Origin of the sequence: Pseudomonas protegens CHA0 (assembly GCF_000397205.1) — a bacterium.
Classification (GTDB): Bacteria; Pseudomonadota; Gammaproteobacteria; order Pseudomonadales; family Pseudomonadaceae; genus Aquipseudomonas; species Aquipseudomonas protegens.
In genome coordinates this window covers 964015-989154 of the sequence record NC_021237.1, presented here as the reverse complement: position 1 = coordinate 989154, position 25140 = coordinate 964015, and the positions used below count along the sequence as shown (strand labels likewise).

The window sequence follows — 25140 nt, the reverse complement described above, 5'->3', positions numbered from 1 at the left end:
ATGCCGCGTTATCCCCTCGGGTTGCGATCACTTGCCGTGATTGAGTCGCTGCAGGTTGCCGATCACCGATTCCAGGGCGCGGTCGAACAGCAGGGTGTCATCCAGGGCGCGCACTGCGCCGCGCTGGAACTCCAGGGCCAGGCCCATGCGCGTACGCTCCAGCACCTTCATGCCGGTGCGGTTGACGAACACGTATTTGGCCACCGGATGGGGAACAATCGCCGCCAGTTTGCAGCGCAGGGTGTTGTCCTCGTCCTCCAGGAATTCGACCCAGGCCCCAAGCCGCAGTTGGTCCACCCATTGCACGCTGGGGTCGTTGGCCGGCAACGCCAGCGGCGCGACTTCCAGCGGGCCCTCTTCAGCACTGGGCAGGACAATCTCTTCGGCCACCACGATCATGTGTGCAGGGTCTGCTTCCAGGACGGCACCCTGCAGTTGCGGGGCCTGAGCCTCGCGCTCGAATGCCTGCAAGTGCAGGAGCTCCAGCTGGCTGAAGAACTCGCTGGTAGCGAAAGGATCGAAAGCCGCCGCGCTCAAACCCTCGCGCAGGCCCTTGAGCAACCCCGGCACCAGCGCCAGCAAGCGCATGGCAGTATCCGGCTGTTCATGGCGCTGCACGCTCCAGATCAGCTCCAGCAGGGTCTGCTCCGCAGTTTGCCACTCTGGCGAGTCGTCGCCGTGCTTGAGGCAACTGAGCAGCATCACCTGGCTCCAGGCTTCGCGGACAAAATCCACCACCTTCTGCGGCAACACCTTGCCCAGCAGGGCGTCATTCAGGGCCTGCTCTACCCGGCGCCGGGCCAGCTCGGCCCTGGCCCGCCCTTCCTCGGCGTCACGGGTACGCTGCTCCAGCAACTCGGCGCGACGCCGCTCGTCGGCAGTGAAGGCCAGGAAGTCCGCCAGCAGCTCGGAGAAGATCGCCGGGTCATCGCTGAACTCGCTGAGCAGGCGTTGCACCACTTGCTCGATCCGCAGGTACAGACTGTCGCGCTGGTGGTCATCGCAACCGCCCCAGCCCATGGCTGCAGCGGCGATCTCATTGAGCAGGCGCCGAGCCGGGTGATTGCCGCGGCTGAAGAAACTCTTGTCCAGCACCGCCACCTTGAGCATGGGAATCTGCAGGCGGCCAATCAGCGCCTTGAGCGAGTCCGGCAGGTTGCGGTCATCGAGAATGCATTCGAAGAGCATGGCGATCAGGTTGATCACGTCTTCATCGGCCACATCCACCACCCGGGATTTGCCGCTCTTGACGCTGACCCGGGTGAGCAATTGTTCCAACTGGTTGCGCAGGTCGAAATCGTCCTGGGCGCTGGGCGCCGGCACGTATTGCTGCAGGTGCGACAGCAGGCGCATGAGGTCGCGGGTGGAAATCGGCTGGGTTTCGGCACTGGCTTCCAGGGTCGGCGCCACGCTGCCACGCACATGAAACAGCAGGGTCTGCAGGGCGGCGAAAACTTCCTGCACGCTCTCGTCGAGCTGCGACTGGCTGGATTTCGCCGTGCCCCCCTCGGTCGCTGACGCACGGGCCTCGGCCTGGGCTCGATCGGCCGCCCGGCGGGCCGGAGCAGGCATCAGTTCCGGCAGGATCCCGGTGGCGATCAGCAGTTGGTTGGCTTCGGCATAGAGTTGTTCGGCATCGCTGAGCACATAACGCTCGAACAACTTGAGGATGATCAGCTTGACCTTGATTTCCACCCCCAGGCTGCGCCCGGCCTGGAGGAAATACTCGCAGAGCAGCGCCGGCCCCAGGGGGTTGTCCCCATCCACCAGGCGCCGTCCCAGCAGCACACTCAGGCGCTCCGTCAACTGCCCCAGGGCGAAGCCATCACGGTTGAGCACCTTGGCCACCATGGCATCCACCGCGACGGTCTTTTCCAGGTCATCGTGGGACGGATCCAGTGATGGGTCGTAGACCACGGCATGGGGAATGGCCAGGGCCGGGTCATACTGCACCAGGCAGGCAAAAGCCTGGAAGAACGCCTCCAGGAAACCGCGCTCGATGCTCTTGCGCTTCAGCCGCAGGTCGCGCATGGCTTCGAAGAGGGTGTTTTGCTCGACGTTGTTGCGGGCCCGATCGGCCATTTCGAACAGGGTGTCATCAGCGTTATCGAACAGTTCCTGCAAGCCGTGGCGCAATTGCTGGGCGACCTTGTCTCGGACCTGAAGCAGAATCACAGGCAGGCGGGCAAGCGGCGAAGCGGTCGCCTGATCTGTAGCGGCCTTGTGCAAAGGCACTACATTCCCGTCGTTGTGCATCCAAGCCTCCTGGAAAGGTGTTTCTTCGGTTCGAGATCAAGATTCAGTCAAGCCGACGACGCTCACAGCCGGCTCTCAGCGGAGGCGCATGCACTCCACTGCACTTCATTTAGGGGGAAGCCAAAGACACGTCAAAGCTATGACGTCAATTACAAGTCATATTATCTTGTAAAAGTCCCCTCTTGCGCCAGCAGACTCTGTGGCCTCCTCCGAAATAACCCCTAGCGACTCAAGAAAAGTCACTCCTATTCATCAGACAAAGCCATCCAGGACAGGTTCGCCAATGCCTTGCAGGCATTTGCCACCTTGGGTTCGCTGATCCCCTGGCCCTATAATCGGCGCACTTTGTTTGTGGAGCCCGTTATGCCGAATCTACGCCTCGCCGACCTGACCGCCGAAATCGAAGCCAACGTGCGCCGTGCGTTGCTGGAAGACATCGGCAGCGGCGACATCACCGCGCAACTGATCCCGGCCGAACGTCTGGCCAAGGCCACCATCATTACCCGCGAAGCCGCAGTAGTCGCCGGCACCGCCTGGGTCGATGCGGTCTTTCGCCAGCTGGACCCGCGGGTCGCTGTGCACTGGCAAGTGGCCGACGGTGAGCGGGTGGTGCCCAACCAGGTGCTTTTCCACCTCGAAGGCCCAGCCCGCTCGCTGCTCACCGGCGAGCGCAGTGCCCTGAACTTTCTGCAACTGCTGTCCGGCGTGGCCACCCGCGCGCGGTACCTGGCGGACTTTGTCGCCGATACCCAGGTCAAGCTGCTGGATACCCGCAAGACCCTGCCGGGGCTGCGCCTGGCACAGAAGTACGCGGTCACCTGCGGCGGTTGCCACAACCACCGCATCGGCCTGTATGACGCCTTCCTGATCAAGGAAAACCATATCGCTGCCTGCGGCGGTATCGCCCAGGCCATCAGCGCCGCCCACAGGATCGCCCCGGGCAAGCCGGTGGAAGTGGAAGTGGAAAGCCTGGAGGAACTGAAGGAGGCCCTGGCCGCCGGGGCCGACATCATCATGCTCGACGAACTGAGCCTGGACGACATGCGCGAGGCCGTGCGCCTGAACGCCGGCAAGGCCAAGCTGGAAGCCAGTGGCGGGATCAACGAAAGCACCTTGCGCCCGATCGCCGAGACCGGGGTGGATTACATTTCCATCGGTGCCATGACCAAGGACGTGAAAGCGCTGGACCTGTCCATGCGCTTGAGCCTCTGAGCCATGAAAAACGCCAGCCTGGTTCAGGCTGGCGTCGTGCTCAACCGTCGATCTCGTTGAGCTGCAGATAGTCCTCCAGGTCCATGCCCAGCGCTTCAGCAACTTCCTGATGCACCTCCAGGCGCATGGCCTTCAGTTCCTCCGGTGTTTCTGCCACCAGATCGAGCACCAGTTCCCATGGCTCTATGCCGCGGGACTCCGCCTCGTCCTCGAACGCCCATTGCGCCTGCTGCTTCTGCTCTTCCGGGCTCAGGGCGCTGATTTCCTCTTGCAAGGAAGGCGTGGCAGCCAGGTACCTTTCAAGCGCTACGTCGATTCTTGCCTCTTTAGGAATCATCTCGTTCTCTCTGATCGTGGGAATGGAAGATGGATCTGGATCGTTGGGATCTCTCTGCCGCAAAAAACCGTTGTGAACTTCGATTTATCTGGCCTTCAGAACCATTCTGGATCATCTGAAAACAGCATGCTGGTACTCAGACAGGGACCGAATATAGGACCTTTGGTCCACGATTTATATGACCTGATGCACCCATTGGAGAAAAACTCCGGGTTTTCCAAGCCATCGGCAGACGCCAGCCCGGCAGAACCCTCAGAGAACGAGATTTCGCAAATGCAGCCGCAGCGATATTTCATGCCGGTGTTTCACCAGGTTACGGAGCTAGGACCCCACAGCCGTAGCTGTTCCTTTTCTCAAGCAAGCTCCTGTCTGCCCGACATCGATAAGCCTTCTTAGATTATCGAGAATATCGAACTCCTTTACTTCTCCATCCTTGGCTATGAGGATCCCGGCTCTAGTCAGCCATAGATACCCTTCCTTGCTTTGATTAGGGATGACAGTAACTACGAAATTCAATGTCGGACTCTCTGGACGACTCTCCGGCACCTTGGTCTCAGTGAAATTGAAAGTCAGTTCATTATCATCGCCTGGTGAAACGCTTTGCGCGCTGACAACAGGCAGCCGAGCCCTTGAAGCAGCAGGAAACTCAGCGGAATACAACACACTTCCTCCCTGTACCTGCTTGGTTATTCTTAAGAAATATTGCTCCAGGTCTTTGGTATTCGTTGGCGTCGTGCAGTCTTCGCCTTCAGCGGCAAAATATTCCCCCTCAAACTCATAAGAGGGTCCTTTCTCACAGGCTGCAAGGGACAGCGACACTATGCCGGCCAAAGCCAGCTTCCACTTCTTCACACCGGTCACTCCATGATTTGCGGGCGTCATTATGCGCAATGCCCCTGGCTGCTACCAACCGGTTCATGACCCGCACAGGTGTGAACAACTGGGCACTAACCTCGTCCAGACACAAAAACACCGACACCAGATAACCCCGAGCAAACCGCTTAAAACTCGGTACAGGATGCTGAGTACAGGCGCGGAAAGTCTTCGTTGATACAAGTCTCTCTGGCTGCTAAATCCGCATAAACAATGAGGCGCACGTCCACAAACAACTATAGGAGCGTTCAATTGAATAGCACCGGGAACCTCTGAAACTTCCAGGGCACACTTTTGCGGGTGCCTCGTAGTTTCCCGCCTTTCAAGGGTGCTCATTCAAAGCCTGGCGAACTTTGTTGGGAGGGTGGGTTTAGACAGCCATAAACTGCTCTCAACCCGAAATGTGGTGCCGGAGACAGGAATCGAACCTGCGACCTTCGCGTTACGAGTGCGCTGCTCTACCGACTGAGCTACACCGGCGTGGGCTAAAACCTAGCACCAGCGCCCCGGGCCGGCAACCGAGCGGCTTTTATCGCAGATAGCAAAACGCCCCGAACCAGTCGGGGCGTCTGCTTGTTCAGCGTAAGGCTAAAGGGTGATTAAACGCCCGAAGCCTTGGCTGCTGCCACGTCTTTGATGGACAGCTTGATACGGCCGCGGTTGTCCACGTCCAGTACCAGCACTTCCACTTCCTGGCCTTCTTTCAGGATGTCGGTGACTTTCTCAACGCGAGCGTCGCTCAGCATGGAGATGTGCACCAGACCATCCTTGCCCGGCAGGATGTTGACGAAGGCGCCGAAGTCGACGATGCGCTCAACCTTGCCGACGTAGATCTTGCCGATCTCGGCTTCCGCGGTGATGCCCAGAACGCGCTGACGCGCGGCCTCTGCAGCTTCCTTGGTTTCGCCGAAGATCTTGATCGAGCCGTCGTCTTCGATGTCGATCGAAGCCTTGGTTTCTTCACAGATCGCGCGGATGGTGGCGCCGCCTTTACCGATGACGTCACGGATCTTGTCGGTGTCGATCTTCATCGCGATCATGGTCGGAGCGTTGGCCGACAGCTCGGTACGGGACTGACCGATGATCTGGTTCATCTGACCGAGGATGTTCAGGCGAGCTTCCAGGGCCTGGCCCAGGGCGATCTCCATGATCTCTTCGGTGATGCCCTTGATCTTGATGTCCATCTGCAGCGCGGTGACGCCTTTGGCGGTACCGGCTACCTTGAAGTCCATGTCGCCCAGGTGGTCTTCGTCACCCAGGATGTCGGTCAGGACTGCGAACTTCTCGCCTTCCTTGACCAGGCCCATGGCGATACCGGCAACCGGCGCCTTCATTGGTACACCAGCGTCCATCAGCGCCAGTGAAGCACCGCACACGGAAGCCATGGAGCTGGAACCGTTGGACTCGGTGATTTCCGATACTACGCGGATGGTGTAAGGGAACACGTCGGCGGCTGGCAGCATGGCCTGGACCGAACGACGGGCCAGACGGCCGTGACCGATTTCACGACGACCAGCGCCGCCCATGCGACCACACTCGCCCACCGAGAACGGAGGGAAGTTGTAGTGCAGCATGAAGGGGTCTTTCTTTTCGCCTTCCAGGGTGTCCAGCAGCTGTGCGTCACGGGCAGTACCCAGGGTCGCAACCACCAGGGCCTGGGTTTCGCCACGGGTGAACAGGGCCGAACCGTGAGTCTTGGGCAGTACGCCGACTTCGATGTTCAGCGGACGTACGGTGCGGGTGTCGCGGCCGTCGATACGCGGCTTGCCGTTGACGATGTTTTCGCGAACGGTGCGGTATTCGATCTCGCCGAAAGCGGCTTTGACGTCGGACGCCGAAGGCTGGCCTTCTTCACCGGAGAGCTTGGCGACGACCTGGTCTTTCAGCTCGCCCAGGCGAGCGTAACGGTCGGCCTTGACGGTGATGGTGTAAGCCTGGGAGATGGCTTCGCCGAACTCGGCACGGATAGCGCCCAGCAGTTCGGTGGCTTCTGGGGCAGCAGCCCAGTCCCAGGTAGGCTTGGCAGCTTCGGCGGCCAGCTCTTTGACAGCCTTGATCACCGACTGGAATTCGTCGTGGGCGAACAGTACAGCGCCCAGCATCTGGTCTTCGGTCAGCTCTTTGGCTTCCGATTCAACCATCAGTACAGCTTCTTCGGTACCGGCCACGACCATGTCCAGGCTCGAAGCAGCCAGTTGCTCGTAGGTCGGGTTCAGCAGGTAGCCGGTGCTTTCGTGGAATGCCACGCGAGCGGCGCCGATCGGGCCGTCGAAAGGAATGCCGGAAATGGCCAGGGCAGCCGAGGTACCGATCATCGCAGCGATGTCCGGATCGGTCTTCTTGCTGGTGGAAACCACGGTGCAGACTACCTGCACTTCGTTCATGAAGCCTTCTGGGAACAGAGGGCGGATCGGACGGTCGATCAGACGCGAGGTCAGGGTTTCTTTCTCGGAAGGACGGCCTTCGCGCTTGAAGAAACCGCCAGGGATCTTACCGGCAGCGTAAGTCTTTTCCTGGTAGTGAACAGACAGAGGGAAGAAGCCCTTGCCTGGATCGGCTTGCTTGGCGCCAACCACGGTCACCAATACGCTGACGTCGTCGTCAACGGTGACCAATACTGCGCCGGAGGCCTGACGGGCGATACGGCCAGTCTCGAGGGTTACGGTCGACTGACCGAACTGGAATTTTTTGATTACCGGGTTCACGGTGTCCTACCTTCTTTGTGGCTCTTGGGGAAACTTGCTTCTTGCGAAATTCTTGGGCAATGCGGGGAATCGGCCCAGCCTTTATTGTCCAGGTAAAACAGTGCAGCAGATAAAACTTGAGGCTGGAAGCCTGCCATACGCCGGCGGAAAAACCGCTGACGCATGGCAAACAACCAACCTCATAGCGCAATCGCTGATTAGCGACGCAGACCCAGACGACCGATCAGGGTGCTGTAACGGCTCAGGTCCTTGCCTTTCAGGTAGTCCAGCAGCTTACGACGCTGGTTTACCATGCGGATCAGGCCACGACGGGAGTGGTGGTCTTTACCGTTGGCTTTGAAGTGACCTTGCAGTTTGTTGATGTTGGCGGTCAGCAGTGCAACTTGCACTTCTGGCGAACCAGTGTCACCAACAGCTTGCTGGTAGTCGGTTACGATCTGAGCTTTTTCTTCAACGCTGAGTGCCATGTGGGCAATCCTTATATCAGGAAACTGTTCAAGAACAGTTTCAACAGGCCAGGGACAAATCCCTGTATCTATAAATGAGTAGTGACCGTGCCTGTTAACAGCCACCCTCGTCCGGTCATTCTGACCGAATCAGTCGACGCGGCGCGATGCGCCCGTCTTCGCTCACTTCACCGATACCGATGAAGCGACCGTTGTGATCCTGTACCCGCACCATGCCGAACTTCGGTGCATCCGGGGCACGTACCGGCTGGCCGTTGAGCCAGTAGAACGCGCTGTGCTCCGAGAACTGCAGCAGCGGCCAATCCAGCAGACCGCTGTCCGATGGCATCAGGAAGCGGTCTACCGCTTCGTTGCCGCCTTCGGCGTGCACCGCTTCAAGCTCTTCCAGGGTGACCGTCTGGGCCAGGCTGAAAGGTCCGGCCTGGGTCCGTCGCAGTTCTGCAACGTAGGCACCACAGCCGAGCTTTTCACCGATATCTTCCACCAGGGTGCGGATATAGGTGCCTTTGCTGCAGTCCACCGCCAGGCGAGCAGTGTCACCTTCGAAGGCGAGCAATTCCAAGCGCGCAATAGTAACAGAACGCGGTTCGCGCTCCACCACTTCCCCTGCACGAGCCAGTTTGTAGAGTGGCTGGCCATCGCGTTTGAGGGCCGAGTACATCGGCGGTATCTGCTTGATTTCGCCACGAAATTCCGGCAATACCGCCTCGATATCGGCACGACCAACGGTCACTTCGCGGGTCTGCAAAACTTCGCCTTCAGCGTCCGCGGTGGTGGTGGTCTTGCCCAACTGAGCCAGGGTTTCGTAACCCTTGTCGGAATCGAGCAGGTATTGCGAGAACTTGGTGGCCTCGCCAAAGCACAGCGGCAAAACGCCGGTGGCCAGGGGGTCGAGGCTACCGGTGTGGCCGGCCTTCTCGGCATTGAGCAGCCAACGGACCTTCTGCAGCGCCGCGTTGGAGGTGAAGCCCAGCGGCTTGTCCAGGAGGATGATGCCGCTGACGTTACGACGGATACGCTTGACCTGAGCCACCGCTTACTCCTTGGCGTCTTCAGGGGCAGGCGCGTCGCCATGCTGGCTGTCTTCAGCCACGGCACGCTCGATCAGGGCCGACAGGTGCGCCCCGCGGGCCACGCTCTCGTCGTAATGGAAGTGCAGTTGCGGCACGCTGCGCAGCTTCATTTCCTTGGCCAATTGCATGCGCAGGAAACCTGCCGCCGAGTTCAGCACCTTGATGCTCTGGGCGATTTGTTCGGCGTTTTCCTGGCCCATCACGGTGATGAAGATCTTCGCGTGGCCGACGTCGCGGCTGACTTCCACGGCGGTGATGGTCACCAGGCCGACGCGTGGATCCTTGACTTCACGACGGATCAGTTGCGCCAGTTCGCGCTGCATCTGATCACCGATACGTTGGGTACGGCTGTATTCTTTTGCCATGTCTTGTTACCTGTTACTGCCTCACGGTGAAACCCGTGTGGTCTGAAAGCGGCAAACGCCCGGCCTGGCAGAAGCCAGACCGGGCGTTGCGTTTAGAGGCCGCCGAGGGCGCCGTGCATTTGCATGCAAGCGGCCATCAGGGCTCTTGAAGTGCGCGAGTTAGAGGCTGCGAGCAACCTGGACCTTCTCGAAGACTTCGATCTTGTCGCCGACTTTGACGTCGTTGTAGCTCTTCACGCCGATACCGCATTCCATACCGGCACGTACTTCAGAGGCGTCATCCTTGAAGCGGCGCAGGGATTCCAGCTCGCCTTCGAAGATAACGATGTCTTCACGCAGTACGCGGATTGGACGGTTACGGTGCACGACACCTTCGATGACCATGCAACCGGCGATCGCACCAAACTTCGGCGAGCGGAACACGTCGCGAACTTCGGCAACACCCAGGATGTTCTCCCGAACGTCGCTGCCCAGCATACCGGTCAGGGCTTTCTTGACGTCTTCGATGATGTCGTAGATCACGTTGTAGTAACGCATATCCAGACCTTCCTGCTCGACGATCTTCCGTGCGCCGGCATCGGCACGCACGTTGAAGCCGAACAGTACAGCGTTGGAGGCCAGTGCCAGGTTGGCGTCGCTTTCGGTGATACCACCGACGCCGCCGCCCACTACGCGCACTTGCACTTCGTCGTTGCCCAGGCCGTTCAGAGCGCCTTGCAGAGCTTCCAGCGAACCACGGACGTCGGATTTGAGGACGATGTTGAGCGTCTTCTTCTCTTCCTGGCCCATGCTTTCGAAGATGTTTTCCAGCTTGCCGGCGTGAGCACGGGCCAGCTTGACCTCGCGGAACTTGCCTTGACGGAACAAAGCCACTTCACGGGCTTTCTTCTCGTCGGCAACCACGCTCATCTCGTCGCCAGCGTCCGGAGTACCGTCCAGGCCGAGGATCTCGACCGGAATGGAAGGACCGGCTTCCTTGATTGGCTTGCCGTTCTCGTCGAGCATGGCGCGCACGCGGCCATAGTTCGAACCGACCAGCACCATGTCGCCTTGACGCAGCGTACCGTCCTGAACAAGCACGGTAGCTACCGGGCCGCGGCCCTTGTCGAGGCGGGACTCGACCACGACACCGCGGCCCGGGGCCGAAGGAGTCGCCTTGAGTTCCAGGACTTCGGCCTGCAGCAGAACAGCTTCCAGCAGGTCGTCGACACCGGTACCCATTTTCGCGGAGACCGGTACGAATGGAGTATCACCACCCCAGTCTTCCGACGTCACGCCGTGAACCGAAAGCTCACTGCGGATACGGTCCAGGTCTGCGCCCGGCTTGTCGATCTTGTTCACCGCAACCACCAGCGGAACGCCGGCAGCTTGTGCGTGCTGAACGGCTTCAACGGTCTGCGGCATCACACCGTCGTCCGCTGCAACCACCAGGATCACAATGTCGGTGGCCTTGGCACCACGGGCACGCATGGCGGTAAACGCGGCGTGACCAGGGGTGTCGAGGAAAGTGACCATGCCGCGCTCGGTTTCTACGTGGTAGGCACCGATGTGCTGGGTGATGCCGCCGGCCTCGCCCGCGGCCACTTTGGCGCGACGGATGTAGTCCAGCAACGAGGTCTTACCGTGGTCAACGTGGCCCATTACGGTCACGACCGGCGCACGGGCAACCGCTTCACCTTCGAACTTCAGGGACTCGGCCAGGGAATCTTCCAGGGCGGTGTCGCTGACCAGGGTCACTTTGTGGCCCAGTTCTTCAGCAACCAACTGGGCAGTTTCCTGGTCCAGAACCTGGTTGATAGTGGCTGGAGTACCCAGCTTGAACATGAACTTGATGACTTCGGCAGCCTTGACCGACATCTGCTGGGCCAGTTCGCCCACAGTGATGGTCTCGCCGATCTGCACGTCACGTACCACTGGCCCGGTTGGGCTCTGGAAACCGTGAGCATTGCGCTTCTTCAGCTTGGCCTTGCCGCGACCACCACGACGGAAGCCATCGCTTTCTTCGTCGGTGGTACGTGGGGCAACGCGCGGAGCTGGCGCCTTTTCCTTGACCGAAGCACGATGCGGAGCATTTTTGCGCTCGCCATCGCCGCCACGACGGTTGTCGTCGTTGCGGGTCTTGTCCGGACGGCGCTGTTCGTCTTTCTTGCGCGCGTCAGCTGCTGGAGCCGCAGTGGCCACCGGAGCTTCCTGCACAGGCTCGACTACAGGCGCTGGAGCAGGAGCTGCTGCTTGCGCAGCAACCGGCTCGGCAACCGGAGCAGGCTGGCGACGCGCTTCTTCTTCGGCGCGACGCTTGGCTTCTTCTTCAGCCTTCTGACGAGCAGCATTTTCTACTGCGCGACGTTCTTCCAGTTCGCGTTGACGCTCGGCTTCGATTTCTTCCGGGCTGCGCTGTACGAAGACTTTCTTCTTGCGCACTTCAACGCTGATGCTCTTGCTGCCAGCAACCCGCAGGGTGCTGGTGGTCTTGCGCTGCAAAGTAATTTTGCGTGGTTCTTCCACTTTCGCCTTGTGGCTGCTTTTCAGGTGAGTCAGCAACGACTGCTTCTCACTGTCGCTCACATGTTCCTCGGCGGCGGTGTGCGGCAGACCTGCCTCACGCATCTGCTGCAGCAGGCGCTCTACCGGTGTTTTGACCTCATCGGCCAGTTGTTTCACCGTGACTTGCGTCATGCACTTCTCTCCTCAGGCCGCGCCTAATTACTCGAACCAGTGGGCTCGGGCGGCCATGATCAACTTGCCGGCACGATCATCGTCAATGCCGTCGATGTCGAGCAGGTCGTCAATAGACTGCTCGGCCAGGTCTTCGCGGGTAATTACGCCGCGCACCGCCAGTTCCATCGCCAAATCCTTGTCCATACCCTCAAGCGAGAGCAGGTCTTCGGCCGGATGGGCGTCTGCCAGCTTTTCCTCAGTAGCGATGGCTTTAGTCAACAAGCGATCCTTGGCCCGAGCGCGAAGCTCGTTGACGATGTCTTCGTCAAAGCCGTCGATGTTGAGCATTTCTTCCAGCGGTACGTAGGCAATCTCTTCCAGGCTGGTGAAGCCTTCATCAACCAGAACCTGTGCCAGTTCTTCATCGACTTCCAGCTCGTCGATGAAATTGCGCAGGATGTCGCCGGTTTCTGCTTGCTGCTTGGCCTGGATGTCCGATTCGGTCATCACGTTCAGGGTCCAGCCAGTCAGTTGGCTGGCCAGACGCACGTTCTGACCACCACGACCGATGGCTTGAGCCAGATTGTCTGCGCCAACGGCGATGTCCATGGCATGGGCATCTTCGTCGACGATAATTGCCGCGACTTCGGCCGGCGACATGGCGTTGATCACGAACTGCGCCGGGTTCTCATCCCACAGGACGATATCCACACGCTCGCCACCCAACTCACCGGAAACGGCCTGGACGCGCGAACCGCGCATACCAATGCACGCGCCCTGCGGGTCGATGCGCTTGTCCTTGGAGCGAACTGCGATCTTGGCCCGCGAACCCGGATCACGGGAGGCGGCCATTACTTCGATCAGGCCTTCGGCAATTTCCGGCACTTCGATACGGAACAGCTCGATCAGCATTTCCGGCGCGGTACGCGACAGGATCAGCTGCGGGCCGCGGTTCTCGGTGCGGATTTCCTTGAGCAGCGCGCGCAGACGCACGCCAACCCGGAAAGTCTCACGGGAGATGATGTCTTCACGGGCCAGCAACGCCTCGGCGTTGTTACCCAAGTCGACGATCACGTTGTCACGTGTCACTTTTTTCACGGTGCCGGAGATGATTTCCCCCAGGCGCTCGCGATAGGCATCAACTACCTGTGCGCGCTCGGCTTCGCGAACCTTCTGCACGATGACCTGCTTGGCGGTCTGGGCAGCGATGCGGCCGAACTCGATGGATTCGATCTTTTCTTCGATCACATCACCGACTTTGGCGTCGGGATGGGTTTCGCGAGCCTTGCTCAACCAGGTCTCGACCGCTGGATCATCCAGGTCGGCTTCTTCGACCACCGTCCAGCGACGGAAAGTTTCGTAGGAACCGGTGTGGCGATTGATTTCCACACGCAGGTCTACTTCGTCCTCAAAACGCTTCTTGGTAGCAGTGGCCAGAGCCAGCTCCAGCGCTTCAAAAATTACGCTTGCCGGTACACCCTTTTCATTGGATACCGACTCAACAACCAGCAGTACTTCTTTGCTCATCGTACGCCTCGCCTTTCGCAAGCCATTGGATCCGCGGGATCCGCGTCTCAGTCAAAACTGGGAATTATGTTGGCCTTGTCGATCATATCGATCGGCAACAGGAACTCATGGTCATCCACTTGCACCACGACATCCTGTTCCTCCACCCCGCGGAGAAGGCCCTGAAAATTACGCCGACCTTCGAAGGGCGAGCGCAGTTTGATCTTCACTTGCTCACCGACATACTTGGCAAACTGTTCAAGAGTGAACAGTGGGCGTTCCATGCCAGGAGAGGAAACTTCAAGGGTGTATTCAACGGAGATCGGATCTTCTACGTCGAGAACACCACTGATCTGACGGCTGACGATGGCGCAATCGTCCACCAGCACGCCGCCTTCTTTATCGATATAAACGCGCAACAATGAGTGGCGACCCTGAGCCGAAAACTCAATACCCCAGCATTCATAGCCAAGGGCCACGACCACCGGGGCCAACAAGGCCTGCAACTGTTCTAGCTTGCTCGACACCTGAACCCCCTCGTGCATGCTTGTGCAAATAAAAAATGGGCGAAGCGCCCATCCCGGAAACGCCGTTGAATAGCGGCGTTGTAAAGTGTCCAGCTAACAAAAAGCCCCTGAAAAGGGGCTCCGCTAAAACTGGTTGCGGGGGCCGGATTTGAACCGACGACCTTCGGGTTATGAGCCCGACGAGCTACCAGACTGCTCCACCCCGCGACAAAGCTGGGGCGGAAGTATACGACTGATCCCTTTTTGGGTCAATGTAACCTTCCACCTACAAGAAAGCCCGCAACAGCGGGCTCTCCTGATAATTGGTACCGAGAAGGGGACTCGAACCCCTACACCCTATGGGCACAACCACCTCAAGGTTGCGTGTCTACCAATTCCACCACCTCGGCATAGACTACGTTACTGCGTGAAACTCTTCTTACTTCTGCTCTGGAGCTGGAGGTACGTCAGTCGCGCTGTTGGCCGACTTTTGCTCTTGGAGCACCGGGACATCATCAGAAGCCGGTTTTTGCTTTGGTACTTCAAGCACTGCTGGATCTGGCAAACCTACTTGAGTCAGCTGGTGAGCTTTCTCTTTAGCAAAGTAACCTAACCCCAAGCTGGTTATGAAGAAACCGGCGGCAAGTATAGCAGTAAACTTACTAAGAAAGGTAGAGGAACCTTGGCTTCCGAACACAGTATTTGAAGCACCTGCACCGAAAGACGCGCCAGCATCCGCACCTTTACCCTGCTGCAGCAAAACCAGAGCAACTACGCCCAGGGCACCCAGCAGATGAAAAACGACTACGACTGTTTCCAGCATTTTTTCAGTTTCCCGCGGCGCGACAGATCGCACCGAACTCATCTGCATTCAGGGAAGCTCCACCAATGAGCCCCCCATCGATATCCGGCATGCCGAACAGTTCGACCGCATTGGCCGCCTTCACGCTGCCGCCGTATAGAAGCCGCACACCTCGTGCCACTTCAGAATTTTCTGCCGCCAACTGCGCGCGGATAGCTGCGTGCACATCCTGCGCCTGTTGCGGTGTCGCAGTCAGCCCGGTACCAATGGCCCAGACCGGCTCGTAAGCGATAACAGCATTGGCGAACGCACCAACACCCAACTCTTCGATGATGCTGCCCAGCTGACGCCCGACAACCTCTAGAGTCTTCCCGGCTTCGCGCTGCTCGAGGGTCTCCCCTACACACAGAACCGGCTTCAAGCCACAGGCCTGCGCCGCTGCGAACTTACGATTGAGAGTCGCGTCACGCTCACCCATGATCAGGCGGCGCTCGGAGTGCCCAACCAGCACCAGGGAACAACCTGCATCCACCAACTGACTCGGGGCGATCTCGCCCGTCAATGCACCTTGCATGGACTCCACCGCAGAGTTCTGCGCGCCGACCTGAATCGACTTACCCTTCAAGCCATCAATCACTTGATTGATATGCAAGCAAGGCGGGAATACCGCGACATCAACACCGCTTGGCAAGGCCAGATGACGAAGGCCGTTGATCAGCTCAGCGACGCTGGCGCGGGTACCGTGCATCTTCCAGTTACCAGCTACCATAGGGCGACGCATGCTGTACCTCGTCGGTCAAAGTGGGCGCAGATGTTACCCAACCAAAACAACACTGGCAAGCCGAAATCAGGCAGAAACTTCAGCAACCAGTTTCGCCAGCTCTTCGGCGTAAGCGCGAACCTGAGCTTCGTCGTCGCCTTCAACCATCACGCGCACCAGAGGCTCGGTACCCGACTTGCGCAACAGAACCCGACCACGCCCAGCCATAGCGGCCGTGACACGCTCGCAAGCCTCTTTCACCGCAGGATGCTCGACCGGGTTCTCACCGCCGCCAAAGCGCACATTGACCAGCACCTGAGGACACTTGCGCAACCCCTGACGGGACTGGGCCAGGCTTTCACCACGAGCCTTGAGCGCCATCAGCACCTGCAGCGCGGCAATGATCGCATCCCCGGTAGTAGCATGACGGAAGCACACGATGTGCCCGGAGTTTTCGCCACCTACCAGCCAATTGCGCTCCAGCAGCTCGGCGATCACATAACGGTCACCGACGTTGGCCCGGACAAAGGGGATACCCAAGTCCGTCAGGGCCAGCTCCAGCCCCAGGTTGCTCATGAGCGTTCCGACCACGCCGCCTTGCAGCTTGTCACGCTCATGCAGGTCGCGAGCGATGATGAACAGCAGCTCATCACCATCCACGATCGCACCAGTCTGATCGACCATCAGCACCCGGTCACCATCGCCATCAAAGGCGATCCCCAGGTCCGCATGCTCGGCCAGGACAGCCGCCTGCAATTGGCCCATGTGGGTCGAGCCGCAGTTCTCGTTGATGTTCAAGCCATTGGGTTGCGCGGACAGCACAGTGACCTGCGCCCCCAACTCGCGGAACACGCTTGGCGCCACCTTGTAGGTCGCACCATGAGCGCAGTCGAGAACAACTTTCAAACCAGCGAAGCTGGTGCTGGAAGGCACGCTGCTTTTGCAGAATTCGATGTAACGCCCTGAAGCGTCGTTGATCCGCGAAACCTTGCCGAGCTTGCTCGACTCCACCACGGTCATCGGCGCATCCAGCAACTCTTCGATCATCAACTCCACCTCGTCAGGCAACTTGGTGCCCTCACCCGAGAAGAACTTGATGCCGTTGTCATCATGAGGATTGTGCGAGGCACTGATAACGATGCCCGCCTCCGCATGGAAGGTACGCGTCAGGTAAGCAATGGCCGGAGTCGGCATCGGCCCCAGGAGCATCACATCGGCACCGGCTGCAGACAACCCTGCCTCCAGTGCAGACTCGAACATGTACCCGGAGATACGCGTGTCCTTGCCCACCAGCACGCGGCAGGCGCCCATGCTGCGAAATGCCATGCCGGCGGCCCAGCCGAGCTTGAGCATGAAATCAGGAGTGATAGGGAATTCGCCTACACGGCCGCGGATGCCGTCGGTGCCAAAGTATTTTTTAGTCATAAGTACTCCATCATTCTTATTCGGCGGATTCCACTGCCGCAATCATTCGCACCACATCCACGGTCTCGGCGACATCATGGACACGGATAATTTTCGCGCCCTTGGCCACTGCCAGGGCCGCTAGCGCCAGACTGCCGTGCAATCGCTCACCTACGGGACGATTCAAGGCCTGGCCAATCATGCTCTTGCGCGACACCCCAACCAACAACGGGCGCCCAAGGGCATGCAAGGCATCCATATGCTTGAACAGGCTCAGGTTGTGTTGCAGGGTCTTGGCAAAGCCAAAGCCCGGATCGAGCACAATCCGCTCTGGACCGATGCCCACTGACGCACACTGGGCCATGCGCTCAACCAGGAACTCGGCAACCTCTCGGGTCACGTCCTGATAATGCGGGTTGTCCTGCATATCACCAGGCTCACCCAGCATGTGCATCAGACACACCGGCAAGCCAGTGGCCGCCGCCGCATCCAGGGCACCCTCCCGGCGCAATGAACGAACGTCATTGATCAGCCCTGCGCCGAGGCGAGCGGTTTCACGCATCACCGCCGGTGTCGAGGTATCAACAGAAATGATCACATCCAACTCACGGTGGATGCGCTCGACCACAGGCGCGACTCGCTCCAACTCCTCCAGCGGCGATACCGCACGGGCACCCGGGCGAGTGGATTCGCCACCGACATCAATCAGCGTAGCACCGGCCGCAACCATGGCCTCGGCATGCTGCAAAGCCAGATCAAGCTGGCTGAAGCGGCCACCATCAGAGAAGGAGTCGGGAGTTACATTCAAGATGCCCATGACATGCGCACGGGCCAAATCAAGAACCCGGTTGCCGCAAGGCAACCGGGTGGAGGAAGGAACAGAAGTCATTTAAAACCTTAGTGGTCGGCTGCTGGGCCGCCAATGGGTGTTTCCGGACGCTCATTCTGCACTACTGGAGGAGGAGTACCCGAGCCGCCCTCCCAATCACGAGGTTCGCGTGGAGTACGCCCTGCCATGATGTCGTCGATCTGATCGGCGTCGATGGTTTCGTACTTCATCAGGGCGTCTGCCATGGCATCCAGCTTGTCGCGGTTGTCCGTCAGGATCTGCTTGGCGGTGCCGTAGCACTGATCGATGATGCTGCGCACCTCGGAGTCGATCAGTTTCGCCGTTTCCGCAGACAGGCTCGCATGCTGGCTACCCGCGCTGCGCCCCAGGAACACCTCACCCTCTTCTTCGGCATACATCAGCGGACCAAGCTTCTCGGAAAGACCCCATTTGGTCACCATGTTCCGCGCGATCTGGCTGGCACGCATGATGTCGTTGGAGGCGCCGGTGGTCACGCCGTCGAAGCCAAGGGTCATTTCTTCAGCGATACGACCGCCGTAGAGCGAGCAGATCTGGCTGATCAAGGCACGCTTGGAGAGGCTGTAACGATCTTCTTCCGGCAGGAACATGGTGACACCCAAGGCCCGGCCGCGAGGAATGATCGACACCTTGTAGACCGGGTCGTGCTCCGGCACGACACGACCAACAATGGCGTGGCCTGCTTCGTGATAAGCCGTGTTCTGCTTCTCTTTTTCGGACATGACCATGGATTTGCGCTCCGCGCCCATCATGATCTTGTCCTTGGCCAGTTCGAATTCCTTCATCTCAACGATGCGCTTGCCGGTACGCGCCGCAAACAGCGAGGCCTCGTTGACCAGATTCGCCAGGTCGGCACCGGAGAAACCCGGGGTACCGCGGGCGATTACCGCAGGTGCGACGTCGTCGCCCATTGGCACTTTACGCATGTGCACCTTGAGAATCTGTTCGCGACCACGAATGTCCGGCAGGCCAACCACGACCTGACGGTCGAAACGGCCCGGACGCAGCAAGGCCGGGTCCAGTACGTCAGGACGGTTGGTCGCGGCGATCACGATGATGCCGTCGTTCATTTCGAAACCATCCATCTCAACCAGCAACTGGTTGAGGGTCTGCTCACGCTCATCATGACCGCCGCCCATGCCGGCGCCACGGTGACGACCGACGGCGTCGATCTCGTCGATGAAGATGATGCAAGGAGCATGCTTCTTGGCTTGCTCGAACATGTCACGGACGCGGCTGGCACCCACACCGACGAACATCTCGACGAAGTCGGAACCGGAAATGGTGAAGAAAGGCACTTTGGCTTCACCAGCGATGGCTTTGGCCAGCAACGTCTTACCGGTACCTGGTGGGCCCACCATCAACACGCCGCGAGGAATACGACCGCCCAGACGCTGGAACTTGCCTGGGTCACGGAGGAATTCAACCAACTCACCTACTTCTTCCTTGGCCTCGTCGCAACCGGCAACGTCAGCCAAGGTAGTTTTCACCTGATCTTCAGACAGCAAGCGCGCCTTGCTCTTGCCAAAACTCATCGGCCCGCCCTTGCCTCCGGCGCCACCCTGCATCTGGCGCATGAAGAACATGAACACCGCGATGATCACCAGGATCGGGAAGCTGGCCACCAGCAGTTGAGTCCAGATGCTTTGCTGTTCAGGCTGCTTGCCTTCGACCACCACGTGGTTGTCCACCAAGTCGCCGATCAGGCCATTGTCCTGAATGGCAGGACGAATGGTCTTGAAGCTGTCGCCATCGTTGCGCTTGCCGGTAATCACGTAGCCATCAACCGCTACGCGCTCGACCTTGCCATCCTTAACTTGCTGGATGAAGTCGGAATAGTTGAGGGTCTGCGGCTCGTTAGGGCTGGAGAAGTTGTTCATCACCGTCACCAAGACGGCGGCGATGATCAACCACAGGATCAGATTCTTTGCCATGTCGTTCAATTAACTACCCTCTGAAGCAAGCTCCGCTACTGGCGCGCGCTTCGCATGATATTCACCGGCCTAACTTACTACATTACCTACAGCTCTGGCAGGCGCTGTCTGTAACCCTATGTGAAACTTAGACTACACAATATGCGCTTAATCTGACGGGGCGAAATACGAAAATCCTATCACCCCAGTCAAAACTCTTACTTACTCACTACGACCACGGAAGCCGCGCCCCAGCAAGTATTGCTCCCGAGAACGGTCACGGGATGATGACGGTTTGCGCATCTGCACTTTCTCGAACATCTGCCGCACGCTCTTGTGGTACTCATCGAAGCCTTCACCCTGGAAGATCTTGATCAGAAAATCACCACCTGGACGCAAGACCCGGCCAGCAAGATCCAGCGCCAACTCGCACAGGAACATCGCTCGCGGCATATCCACGGCTGCTAACCCACTCATATTGGGGGCCATATCGGAAATCACAAGGTCAACTTCAGAATTTCCAACCGCCTCGAGGATCTGCGCCAGTACTGCATCCTCAGTGAAGTCCCCTTGAATAAAGGTCACATCGGGAATGCTGTCCATTTCCAGGATGTCCGAGGCAATCAGGCGCCCCTGGCCACCAATCAGACGACTGGTCACCTGCGACCAGCCACCCGGGGCGGCCCCCAGGTCGATAACACTCATGCCAGGACGGATAAGGCGGTCCTTTTCCTGAATCTCCAGCAGTTTGTAGCTGGCACGGGAACGGTACCCATCTTTTTGCGCCATTTTGACGAATGGGTCGTTGAAGTGCTCTTTCAGCCAGTTATGGCTAGTTTTGGAACGGGCCACGGGCCACCTCAAAATAAAACGGGTCGTGATTAACTGGGCGGTCCCGGACTCGCTCGGGTAAACTGGCCGCCGCTTTTTACAAGATCAGACGCAGGGGTCAGATTATGCCGCTCACTCAAGAGCAGAAGAAACAGTACAAATCCATTGGCCACCATCTGAAACCAGTATTGACTGTGGCTGACAACGGTTTGACCGAAGGTGTATTAGCCGAACTTGAACGCGCCTTGAGCGATCACGAGCTGATCAAGATCAAGCTCAACATCCTCGAGCGCGAGTCGCGCCTGGAGGCCATTGCCCAATTGTGCAAGGCCGGCAAAGCGGATCTGGTGCAGGTCATCGGCAAGATGGCGCTGATCTACCGCAAGAACGCCAAGGTAAACAAGCAATTGTCGAACGTCCATCGTTTCCACTGACGTCGACTCGGGTCAAGGGTGTGTCTGGCGCACCCTGCCACCCCATCCCGGCACTGGCTGCAACACCAGTACCAGCCCGGAAAAACCCAGGACCAGATAGCTGAACAACTGCCAGCGCTGAGCTTCCGGCAACAAGATGCGTACGACGAAATACATCGCACACGCATACATCGCCATCAATAGCAGTTGCCCCCGAATATCCCGCCACAAGCTCCTCAGCCCTTCGGACTGGATCAATACCAGTATCTGCAGGACCAGGCACGCCGCTGAAAAACCTACCAGCAACGCACTGAGCAGTGACGAGATTTCTTCGATCAGCAAGGGGGCAAGGCCAATCTGCCCCAGGGCGGGCAGCAAGCCGAGATGCAACAACCACAAGCCGCCGACCCACAACATCTGGGCCAGCTGCCAAAGCATGGCGCCCGCGTGCAGCGGGCGCCTTCTTTCAGATGTGACGGACTTCGACAATCTCGTACTCGATAACGCCACCAGGCGTTTTGACCGCCACCACATCCCCCTCTTCCTTGGCAATCAAGGCGCGAGCGATCGGCGAGCCGACGGAAATTTTACCGAGTTTGATGTCAGCCTCGTCCTCACCCACGATCTGGTAGGTGACGCTTTCGTCAGTTTCGACGTTGGCGATTTCTACCGTGGTGCCAAAGATCACCTTGCCGGTATGGGGAATGGTCGTGACATCGATGACCACCGAGTTCTGCAGGCGGCCTTCAATATCGCGGATCCGCGCTTCTACCATGCCCTGCTGTTCGCGAGCGGCATGGTATTCGGCGTTTTCCTTCAGGTCACCCAACTCGCGGGCCGTACCGATGTCCTGGCTGAGCTTCGGACGCACGACCTTGGTCAGGTGAGCATGCTCTTCTTCCAGGGCGCGCGCGCCCTGGACGGTCATTGGGTATTTATTCATGCCTTCAATCCTGCGTGTAGATCCTGCAAGCGACGCACGGTCTTTTCCGGACCGAACTTCAACGCTTCACAGATAGCTTCGCCAGCAGCAATGGTGGTGGTGCAGTAGATCTTGTGCTGCAAGGCGTTACGACGAATGGAATAAGAGTCAGCAATCGACTGACGGCCTTCAGTGGTGTTGATGATCAGAGTGACTTCGTCGTTCTTGATCATATCGACCACATGCGGACGACCTTCAGTCACCTTGTTCACACGACGCACCTTCAGGCCGGCCGCCTCGATCAGCTTGGCGGTGCCCGCAGTAGCGACCACTTCGAAGCCCAAGTTGATCAGATCACGGGCCACGCCTGCAACCAGAGGCTTGTCATCGTCGCGCACGCTGATGAACGCAGTACCGCCGGTCGGCAGCACTTCGCTGGCACCCATCTGGGCCTTGGCAAAGGCTTCGCCGAAGGTGTCGCCCACGCCCATCACTTCACCGGTGGACTTCATCTCTGGGCCGAGGATCGGGTCGACGCCCGGGAACTTGGCAAACGGGAATACCGCTTCCTTGACGCTGTAGAAGTTCGGAATGATTTCCTTGGTGAAGCCCAGCTCTTTCAGGGTCTTACCGGCCATCACACGAGCAGCGATCATCGCCAGGGAGACACCGATGCACTTGGAAACGAACGGCACGGTCCGGGAAGCGCGCGGGTTCACTTCGATGACGTAGATCTGATCGCCTTGCAGGGCCAGCTGCACGTTCATCAGGCCAACCACACCCAGTTCCAGGGCCATTTTCTTGACCTGTTCGCGCATCTCGTCCTGGATGTGCGCCGGCAGCGAGTACGGCGGCAGCGAGCACGCAGAGTCACCGGAGTGAACGCCAGCCTGCTCGATGTGCTGCATGATGGCGCCGATCACTACGTCGGTGCCGTCGCAGACCGCATCCACGTCCATTTCAATGGCGCAGTTGAGGAAGTGGTCCAGCAGCACCGGGCTGTCGTTGGACACTTGCACTGCTTCTCGCAGGTAGCGCTTGAGCTCATCTTCCTCGTAGACGATTTCCATCGCCCGGCCGCCCAGCACGTAGGACGGACGCACCACCAGCGGGTAACCGATCTTGGCGGCGGCACGAATCGCTTCGTCTTCGCTGCGCACGGTAGCGTTTGGTGGTTGACGCAGGTTCAGGCGTTCGACCATCTGCTGGAAGCGCTCACGGTCTTCGGCGCGGTCGATAGCGTCTGGGCTGGTGCCGATGATCGGCACGCCGGCGGCTTCCAGGGCACGAGCCAGTTTCAGCGGAGTCTGGCCGCCGTACTGCACGATCACGCCTTTTGGCTTCTCGACACGGACAATTTCCAGCACGTCTTCCAGGGTCACCGGTTCGAAGTACAGGCGATCCGAAGTGTCGTAGTCGGTAGAAACGGTTTCCGGGTTGCAGTTGACCATGATGGTTTCGTAACCATCGTCGCGCAGCGCCAGGGCGGCGTGTACGCAGCAGTAGTCGAACTCGATGCCCTGGCCGATACGGTTTGGACCACCGCCCAGAATCATGATCTTGTCACGGGTCGAAGGTGCGGCTTCGCACTCTTCTTCATAAGTCGAGTACAGGTACGCGGTGTCGGTGGCGAACTCGGCGGCGCAGGTGTCGACGCGCTTGTAGACCGGGAACACTTCCAGCTTCTGACGATGTGTGCGCAGGTTCTTCTCGGTCACGCCCAGCAGCTTGGCCAGACGCTGGTCGGAGAAGCCTTTGCGCTTGAGGCGGAACATCAGGTCGCGGTCGATGGCCGACAGGCCCAGGGTCTTGACCTTCTCTTCTTCCTTGATCAGGTCTTCGATCTGCACCAGGAACCAAGGATCGATCATGTTCATGCCGAAGATCTGCTCGACGGTCATGCCGGCACGGAAGGCATCAGCCACGTACCAGATACGCTCGGCGCCGGGCACGGTCAGCTCGCGCTTGAGCACGTTCATGCTTTCCGGATTGCTCAGGTCGAGCTTGGGATCCAGGCCGCAAACGCCCACTTCCAGACCGCGCAGGGCTTTCTGCAGGGATTCCTGGAAGGTCCGACCGATGGCCATGACCTCACCCACCGACTTCATCTGGGTGGTCAGGCGCGCGTCGGCCTTGGAGAACTTCTCGAAGGCGAAGCGTGGCAGCTTGGTCACGACGTAGTCGATGGACGGCTCGAAGGACGCCGGGGTCTTGCCGCCGGTAATATCGTTGGACAGCTCGTCCAGGGTGTAGCCGACAGCCAGCTTGGCCGCGACCTTGGCGATCGGGAAACCGGTGGCTTTCGAAGCCAGCGCCGAGGAACGGGATACCCGCGGGTTCATCTCGATCACGACCATGCGGCCTGTGTTCGGGCAGATACCGAACTGCACGTTGGAACCGCCAGTTTCCACACCGATCTCGCGCAGCACCGCCAGGGAGGCGTTACGCAGGATCTGGTATTCCTTGTCGGTCAGGGTCTGTGCCGGAGCCACGGTGATGGAGTCACCGGTGTGCACGCCCATCGGGTCGAAGTTCTCGATGGAGCAGACGATGATGCAGTTGTCCTTCTTATCGCGGACCACCTCCATCTCGTACTCTTTCCAGCCGATCAGGGATTCGTCGATCAGCAGTTCCTTGGTCGGCGACAGGTCCAGACCGCGGGCGCAGATTTCTTCGAACTCTTCGCGGTTGTAGGCGATGCCACCACCGGTGCCACCCATGGTGAAGGATGGACGGATGATGCAAGGGAAGCCCAGCTTGTCGAGGACCGCATTGGCCTCTTCCATGCTGTGGGCAATACCGGAACGCGGGCACGCCAGGCCGATGGACTTCATGGCAGCGTCGAAGCGCGAACGGTCTTCAGCCTTGTCGATGGTGTCGGCGTTGGCGCCGATCATCTCTACGCCGAACTTCTCCAGGACGCCTTCACGCTCCAGGTCCAGGGCGCAGTTCAGCGCAGTCTGGCCGCCCATGGTCGGCAGCAGCGCGTCCGGACGCTCTTTCTCGATGATCTTGGCAACGGTCTGCCACTTGATCGGCTCGATGTAGGTGGCGTCGGCCATGGCCGGGTCGGTCATGATGGTGGCCGGGTTGGAGTTCACCAGGATGACCCGGTAACCCTCTTCGCGCAGGGCCTTGCAAGCCTGGGCGCCGGAGTAGTCGAATTCGCAGGCTTGGCCGATCACGATCGGGCCAGCGCCAAGAATCAGGATGCTTTTAATGTCTGTACGTTTTGGCATGGGTTGTCACTCAAATCCGCAGGTCAGTCG

General features: G+C 59.1%; 21 protein-coding genes and 3 tRNA genes. 2 read left to right on the top strand and 22 right to left on the bottom strand.

All coding sequences use genetic code 11. The features are described 5' to 3' along the window. Nucleotides 1-27 precede the first annotated feature (27 nt). Complete coding sequence (locus tag PFLCHA0_RS04340; protein ID WP_015634125.1) at nucleotides 28-2256, bottom strand: DUF1631 domain-containing protein; 2229 nt, start codon at nucleotides 2254-2256, stop codon at nucleotides 28-30. 363 nt (nucleotides 2257-2619) lie between these two features. On the opposite strand from PFLCHA0_RS04340, the gene nadC reads away from it, so the two are divergent. Next, nucleotides 2620-3468 carry a carboxylating nicotinate-nucleotide diphosphorylase gene (gene nadC, locus PFLCHA0_RS04335; protein ID WP_015634124.1) on the top strand — a complete coding sequence of 283 codons (849 nt, stop codon included), beginning with the start codon at nucleotides 2620-2622 and terminating at the stop codon, nucleotides 3466-3468. A gap of 40 nt (nucleotides 3469-3508) precedes the next feature. Here the strand turns inward: nadC and PFLCHA0_RS04330 are convergent, their stop codons facing one another. From PFLCHA0_RS04330 to rlmE, 18 genes are all read right to left on the bottom strand, one after another. Further along, nucleotides 3509-3805: a DUF6388 family protein gene (locus PFLCHA0_RS04330; RefSeq protein WP_015634123.1), complete on the bottom strand. Its 297-nt coding sequence runs from the start codon at nucleotides 3803-3805 to the stop codon at nucleotides 3509-3511. 321 nt (nucleotides 3806-4126) lie between these two features. After that, complete coding sequence (locus PFLCHA0_RS04325; RefSeq protein WP_041751950.1) at nucleotides 4127-4657, bottom strand: hypothetical protein; 531 nt, start codon at nucleotides 4655-4657, stop codon at nucleotides 4127-4129. Nucleotides 4658-5082: 425 nt separating this feature from the next. Then, nucleotides 5083-5158: transfer RNA gene (locus PFLCHA0_RS04320), tRNA-Thr, on the bottom strand. Between the two features lie 119 nt (nucleotides 5159-5277). Next, on the bottom strand, nucleotides 5278-7383 hold the full coding sequence (pnp, locus tag PFLCHA0_RS04315) for a polyribonucleotide nucleotidyltransferase (RefSeq protein WP_015634122.1): 2106 nt from the start codon (nucleotides 7381-7383) through the stop codon (nucleotides 5278-5280). Nucleotides 7384-7580: 197 nt separating this feature from the next. Further along, on the bottom strand, nucleotides 7581-7850 hold the full coding sequence (gene rpsO, locus PFLCHA0_RS04310) for a 30S ribosomal protein S15 (RefSeq protein WP_011059205.1): 270 nt from the start codon (nucleotides 7848-7850) through the stop codon (nucleotides 7581-7583). Between the two features lie 115 nt (nucleotides 7851-7965). Beyond that, nucleotides 7966-8883, bottom strand: coding sequence for a tRNA pseudouridine(55) synthase TruB (truB, locus tag PFLCHA0_RS04305; protein WP_011059204.1), 918 nt, complete (start codon nucleotides 8881-8883; stop codon nucleotides 7966-7968). A 3-nt stretch (nucleotides 8884-8886) separates the two neighbouring features. Next, nucleotides 8887-9288: a 30S ribosome-binding factor RbfA gene (rbfA, locus tag PFLCHA0_RS04300; RefSeq protein WP_011059203.1), complete on the bottom strand. Its 402-nt coding sequence runs from the start codon at nucleotides 9286-9288 to the stop codon at nucleotides 8887-8889. Nucleotides 9289-9447: 159 nt separating this feature from the next. Beyond that, complete coding sequence (infB, locus tag PFLCHA0_RS04295; RefSeq protein WP_011059202.1) at nucleotides 9448-11964, bottom strand: translation initiation factor IF-2; 2517 nt, start codon at nucleotides 11962-11964, stop codon at nucleotides 9448-9450. Nucleotides 11965-11991: 27 nt separating this feature from the next. Then, nucleotides 11992-13473, bottom strand: coding sequence for a transcription termination factor NusA (gene nusA, locus PFLCHA0_RS04290; protein ID WP_011059201.1), 1482 nt, complete (start codon nucleotides 13471-13473; stop codon nucleotides 11992-11994). 47 nt (nucleotides 13474-13520) lie between these two features. Next, nucleotides 13521-13979 carry a ribosome maturation factor RimP gene (gene rimP, locus PFLCHA0_RS04285; protein ID WP_041120545.1) on the bottom strand — a complete coding sequence of 153 codons (459 nt, stop codon included), beginning with the start codon at nucleotides 13977-13979 and terminating at the stop codon, nucleotides 13521-13523. Between the two features lie 130 nt (nucleotides 13980-14109). Further along, nucleotides 14110-14186, bottom strand: a tRNA-Met gene (locus PFLCHA0_RS04280). A gap of 96 nt (nucleotides 14187-14282) precedes the next feature. Further along, nucleotides 14283-14368: transfer RNA gene (locus tag PFLCHA0_RS04275), tRNA-Leu, on the bottom strand. Nucleotides 14369-14397: 29 nt separating this feature from the next. Next, a complete protein-coding gene (secG, locus tag PFLCHA0_RS31040; protein ID WP_015634120.1) occupies nucleotides 14398-14781 on the bottom strand; it encodes a preprotein translocase subunit SecG in 384 nt (127 codons plus the stop codon). A gap of 4 nt (nucleotides 14782-14785) precedes the next feature. Then, on the bottom strand, nucleotides 14786-15541 hold the full coding sequence (tpiA, locus tag PFLCHA0_RS04265; protein WP_015634119.1) for a triose-phosphate isomerase: 756 nt from the start codon (nucleotides 15539-15541) through the stop codon (nucleotides 14786-14788). Between the two features lie 66 nt (nucleotides 15542-15607). After that, nucleotides 15608-16945 carry a phosphoglucosamine mutase gene (gene glmM, locus PFLCHA0_RS04260; RefSeq protein ID WP_015634118.1) on the bottom strand — a complete coding sequence of 446 codons (1338 nt, stop codon included), beginning with the start codon at nucleotides 16943-16945 and terminating at the stop codon, nucleotides 15608-15610. A 16-nt stretch (nucleotides 16946-16961) separates the two neighbouring features. Next, entirely contained in the window at nucleotides 16962-17813 is an 852-nt protein-coding gene (folP, locus tag PFLCHA0_RS04255) for a dihydropteroate synthase (protein ID WP_015634117.1), read from the bottom strand. An 8-nt stretch (nucleotides 17814-17821) separates the two neighbouring features. Next, nucleotides 17822-19726, bottom strand: coding sequence for an ATP-dependent zinc metalloprotease FtsH (gene ftsH, locus PFLCHA0_RS04250; protein ID WP_011059197.1), 1905 nt, complete (start codon nucleotides 19724-19726; stop codon nucleotides 17822-17824). A gap of 201 nt (nucleotides 19727-19927) precedes the next feature. Then, a complete protein-coding gene (gene rlmE / locus PFLCHA0_RS04245; protein ID WP_011059196.1) occupies nucleotides 19928-20557 on the bottom strand; it encodes a 23S rRNA (uridine(2552)-2'-O)-methyltransferase RlmE in 630 nt (209 codons plus the stop codon). Nucleotides 20558-20661: 104 nt separating this feature from the next. Here rlmE and PFLCHA0_RS04240 point away from each other — a divergent pair, with 104 nt between their 5' ends. After that, nucleotides 20662-20970, top strand: a complete 309-nt coding sequence (locus PFLCHA0_RS04240) for a YhbY family RNA-binding protein (protein WP_015634115.1) — start codon at nucleotides 20662-20664, stop codon at nucleotides 20968-20970. A 12-nt stretch (nucleotides 20971-20982) separates the two neighbouring features. Here the strand turns inward: PFLCHA0_RS04240 and PFLCHA0_RS04235 are convergent, their stop codons facing one another. From PFLCHA0_RS04235 to carB, 3 genes are read right to left on the bottom strand one after another with little or no spacing between them, the layout of a single operon-like run. Then, nucleotides 20983-21387, bottom strand: coding sequence for a hypothetical protein (locus PFLCHA0_RS04235; protein WP_015634114.1), 405 nt, complete (start codon nucleotides 21385-21387; stop codon nucleotides 20983-20985). 28 nt (nucleotides 21388-21415) lie between these two features. Beyond that, nucleotides 21416-21892, bottom strand: coding sequence for a transcription elongation factor GreA (gene greA / locus PFLCHA0_RS04230; RefSeq protein WP_011059193.1), 477 nt, complete (start codon nucleotides 21890-21892; stop codon nucleotides 21416-21418). Next, on the bottom strand, nucleotides 21889-25110 hold the full coding sequence (carB, locus tag PFLCHA0_RS04225; RefSeq protein ID WP_011059192.1) for a carbamoyl-phosphate synthase large subunit: 3222 nt from the start codon (nucleotides 25108-25110) through the stop codon (nucleotides 21889-21891). Before carB ends, greA begins: the two co-directional genes overlap by 4 nt. Nucleotides 25111-25140 lie beyond the last annotated feature (30 nt).

Coding starts and splice junctions, on each gene's coding strand:
- nadC (WP_015634124.1), top strand. CDS start 2,620: ATGCCGAATCTACGCCTCGCCGACCTGACCGCCGAAATCGAAGCCAAC.
- PFLCHA0_RS04330 (WP_015634123.1), bottom strand. CDS start 3,805: ATGATTCCTAAAGAGGCAAGAATCGACGTAGCGCTTGAAAGGTACCTG.
- greA (WP_011059193.1), bottom strand. CDS start 21,892: ATGAATAAATACCCAATGACCGTCCAGGGCGCGCGCGCCCTGGAAGAA.
- PFLCHA0_RS04240 (WP_015634115.1), top strand. CDS start 20,662: ATGCCGCTCACTCAAGAGCAGAAGAAACAGTACAAATCCATTGGCCAC.
- PFLCHA0_RS04340 (WP_015634125.1), bottom strand. CDS start 2,256: ATGCACAACGACGGGAATGTAGTGCCTTTGCACAAGGCCGCTACAGAT.
- secG (WP_015634120.1), bottom strand. CDS start 14,781: ATGCTGGAAACAGTCGTAGTCGTTTTTCATCTGCTGGGTGCCCTGGGC.
- folP (WP_015634117.1), bottom strand. CDS start 17,813: ATGACTTCTGTTCCTTCCTCCACCCGGTTGCCTTGCGGCAACCGGGTT.
- nusA (WP_011059201.1), bottom strand. CDS start 13,473: ATGAGCAAAGAAGTACTGCTGGTTGTTGAGTCGGTATCCAATGAAAAG.
- rpsO (WP_011059205.1), bottom strand. CDS start 7,850: ATGGCACTCAGCGTTGAAGAAAAAGCTCAGATCGTAACCGACTACCAG.
- infB (WP_011059202.1), bottom strand. CDS start 11,964: ATGACGCAAGTCACGGTGAAACAACTGGCCGATGAGGTCAAAACACCG.
- glmM (WP_015634118.1), bottom strand. CDS start 16,945: ATGACTAAAAAATACTTTGGCACCGACGGCATCCGCGGCCGTGTAGGC.
- carB (WP_011059192.1), bottom strand. CDS start 25,110: ATGCCAAAACGTACAGACATTAAAAGCATCCTGATTCTTGGCGCTGGC.
- rbfA (WP_011059203.1), bottom strand. CDS start 9,288: ATGGCAAAAGAATACAGCCGTACCCAACGTATCGGTGATCAGATGCAG.
- tpiA (WP_015634119.1), bottom strand. CDS start 15,541: ATGCGTCGCCCTATGGTAGCTGGTAACTGGAAGATGCACGGTACCCGC.
- PFLCHA0_RS04235 (WP_015634114.1), bottom strand. CDS start 21,387: ATGCTTTGGCAGCTGGCCCAGATGTTGTGGGTCGGCGGCTTGTGGTTG.
- ftsH (WP_011059197.1), bottom strand. CDS start 19,726: ATGGCAAAGAATCTGATCCTGTGGTTGATCATCGCCGCCGTCTTGGTG.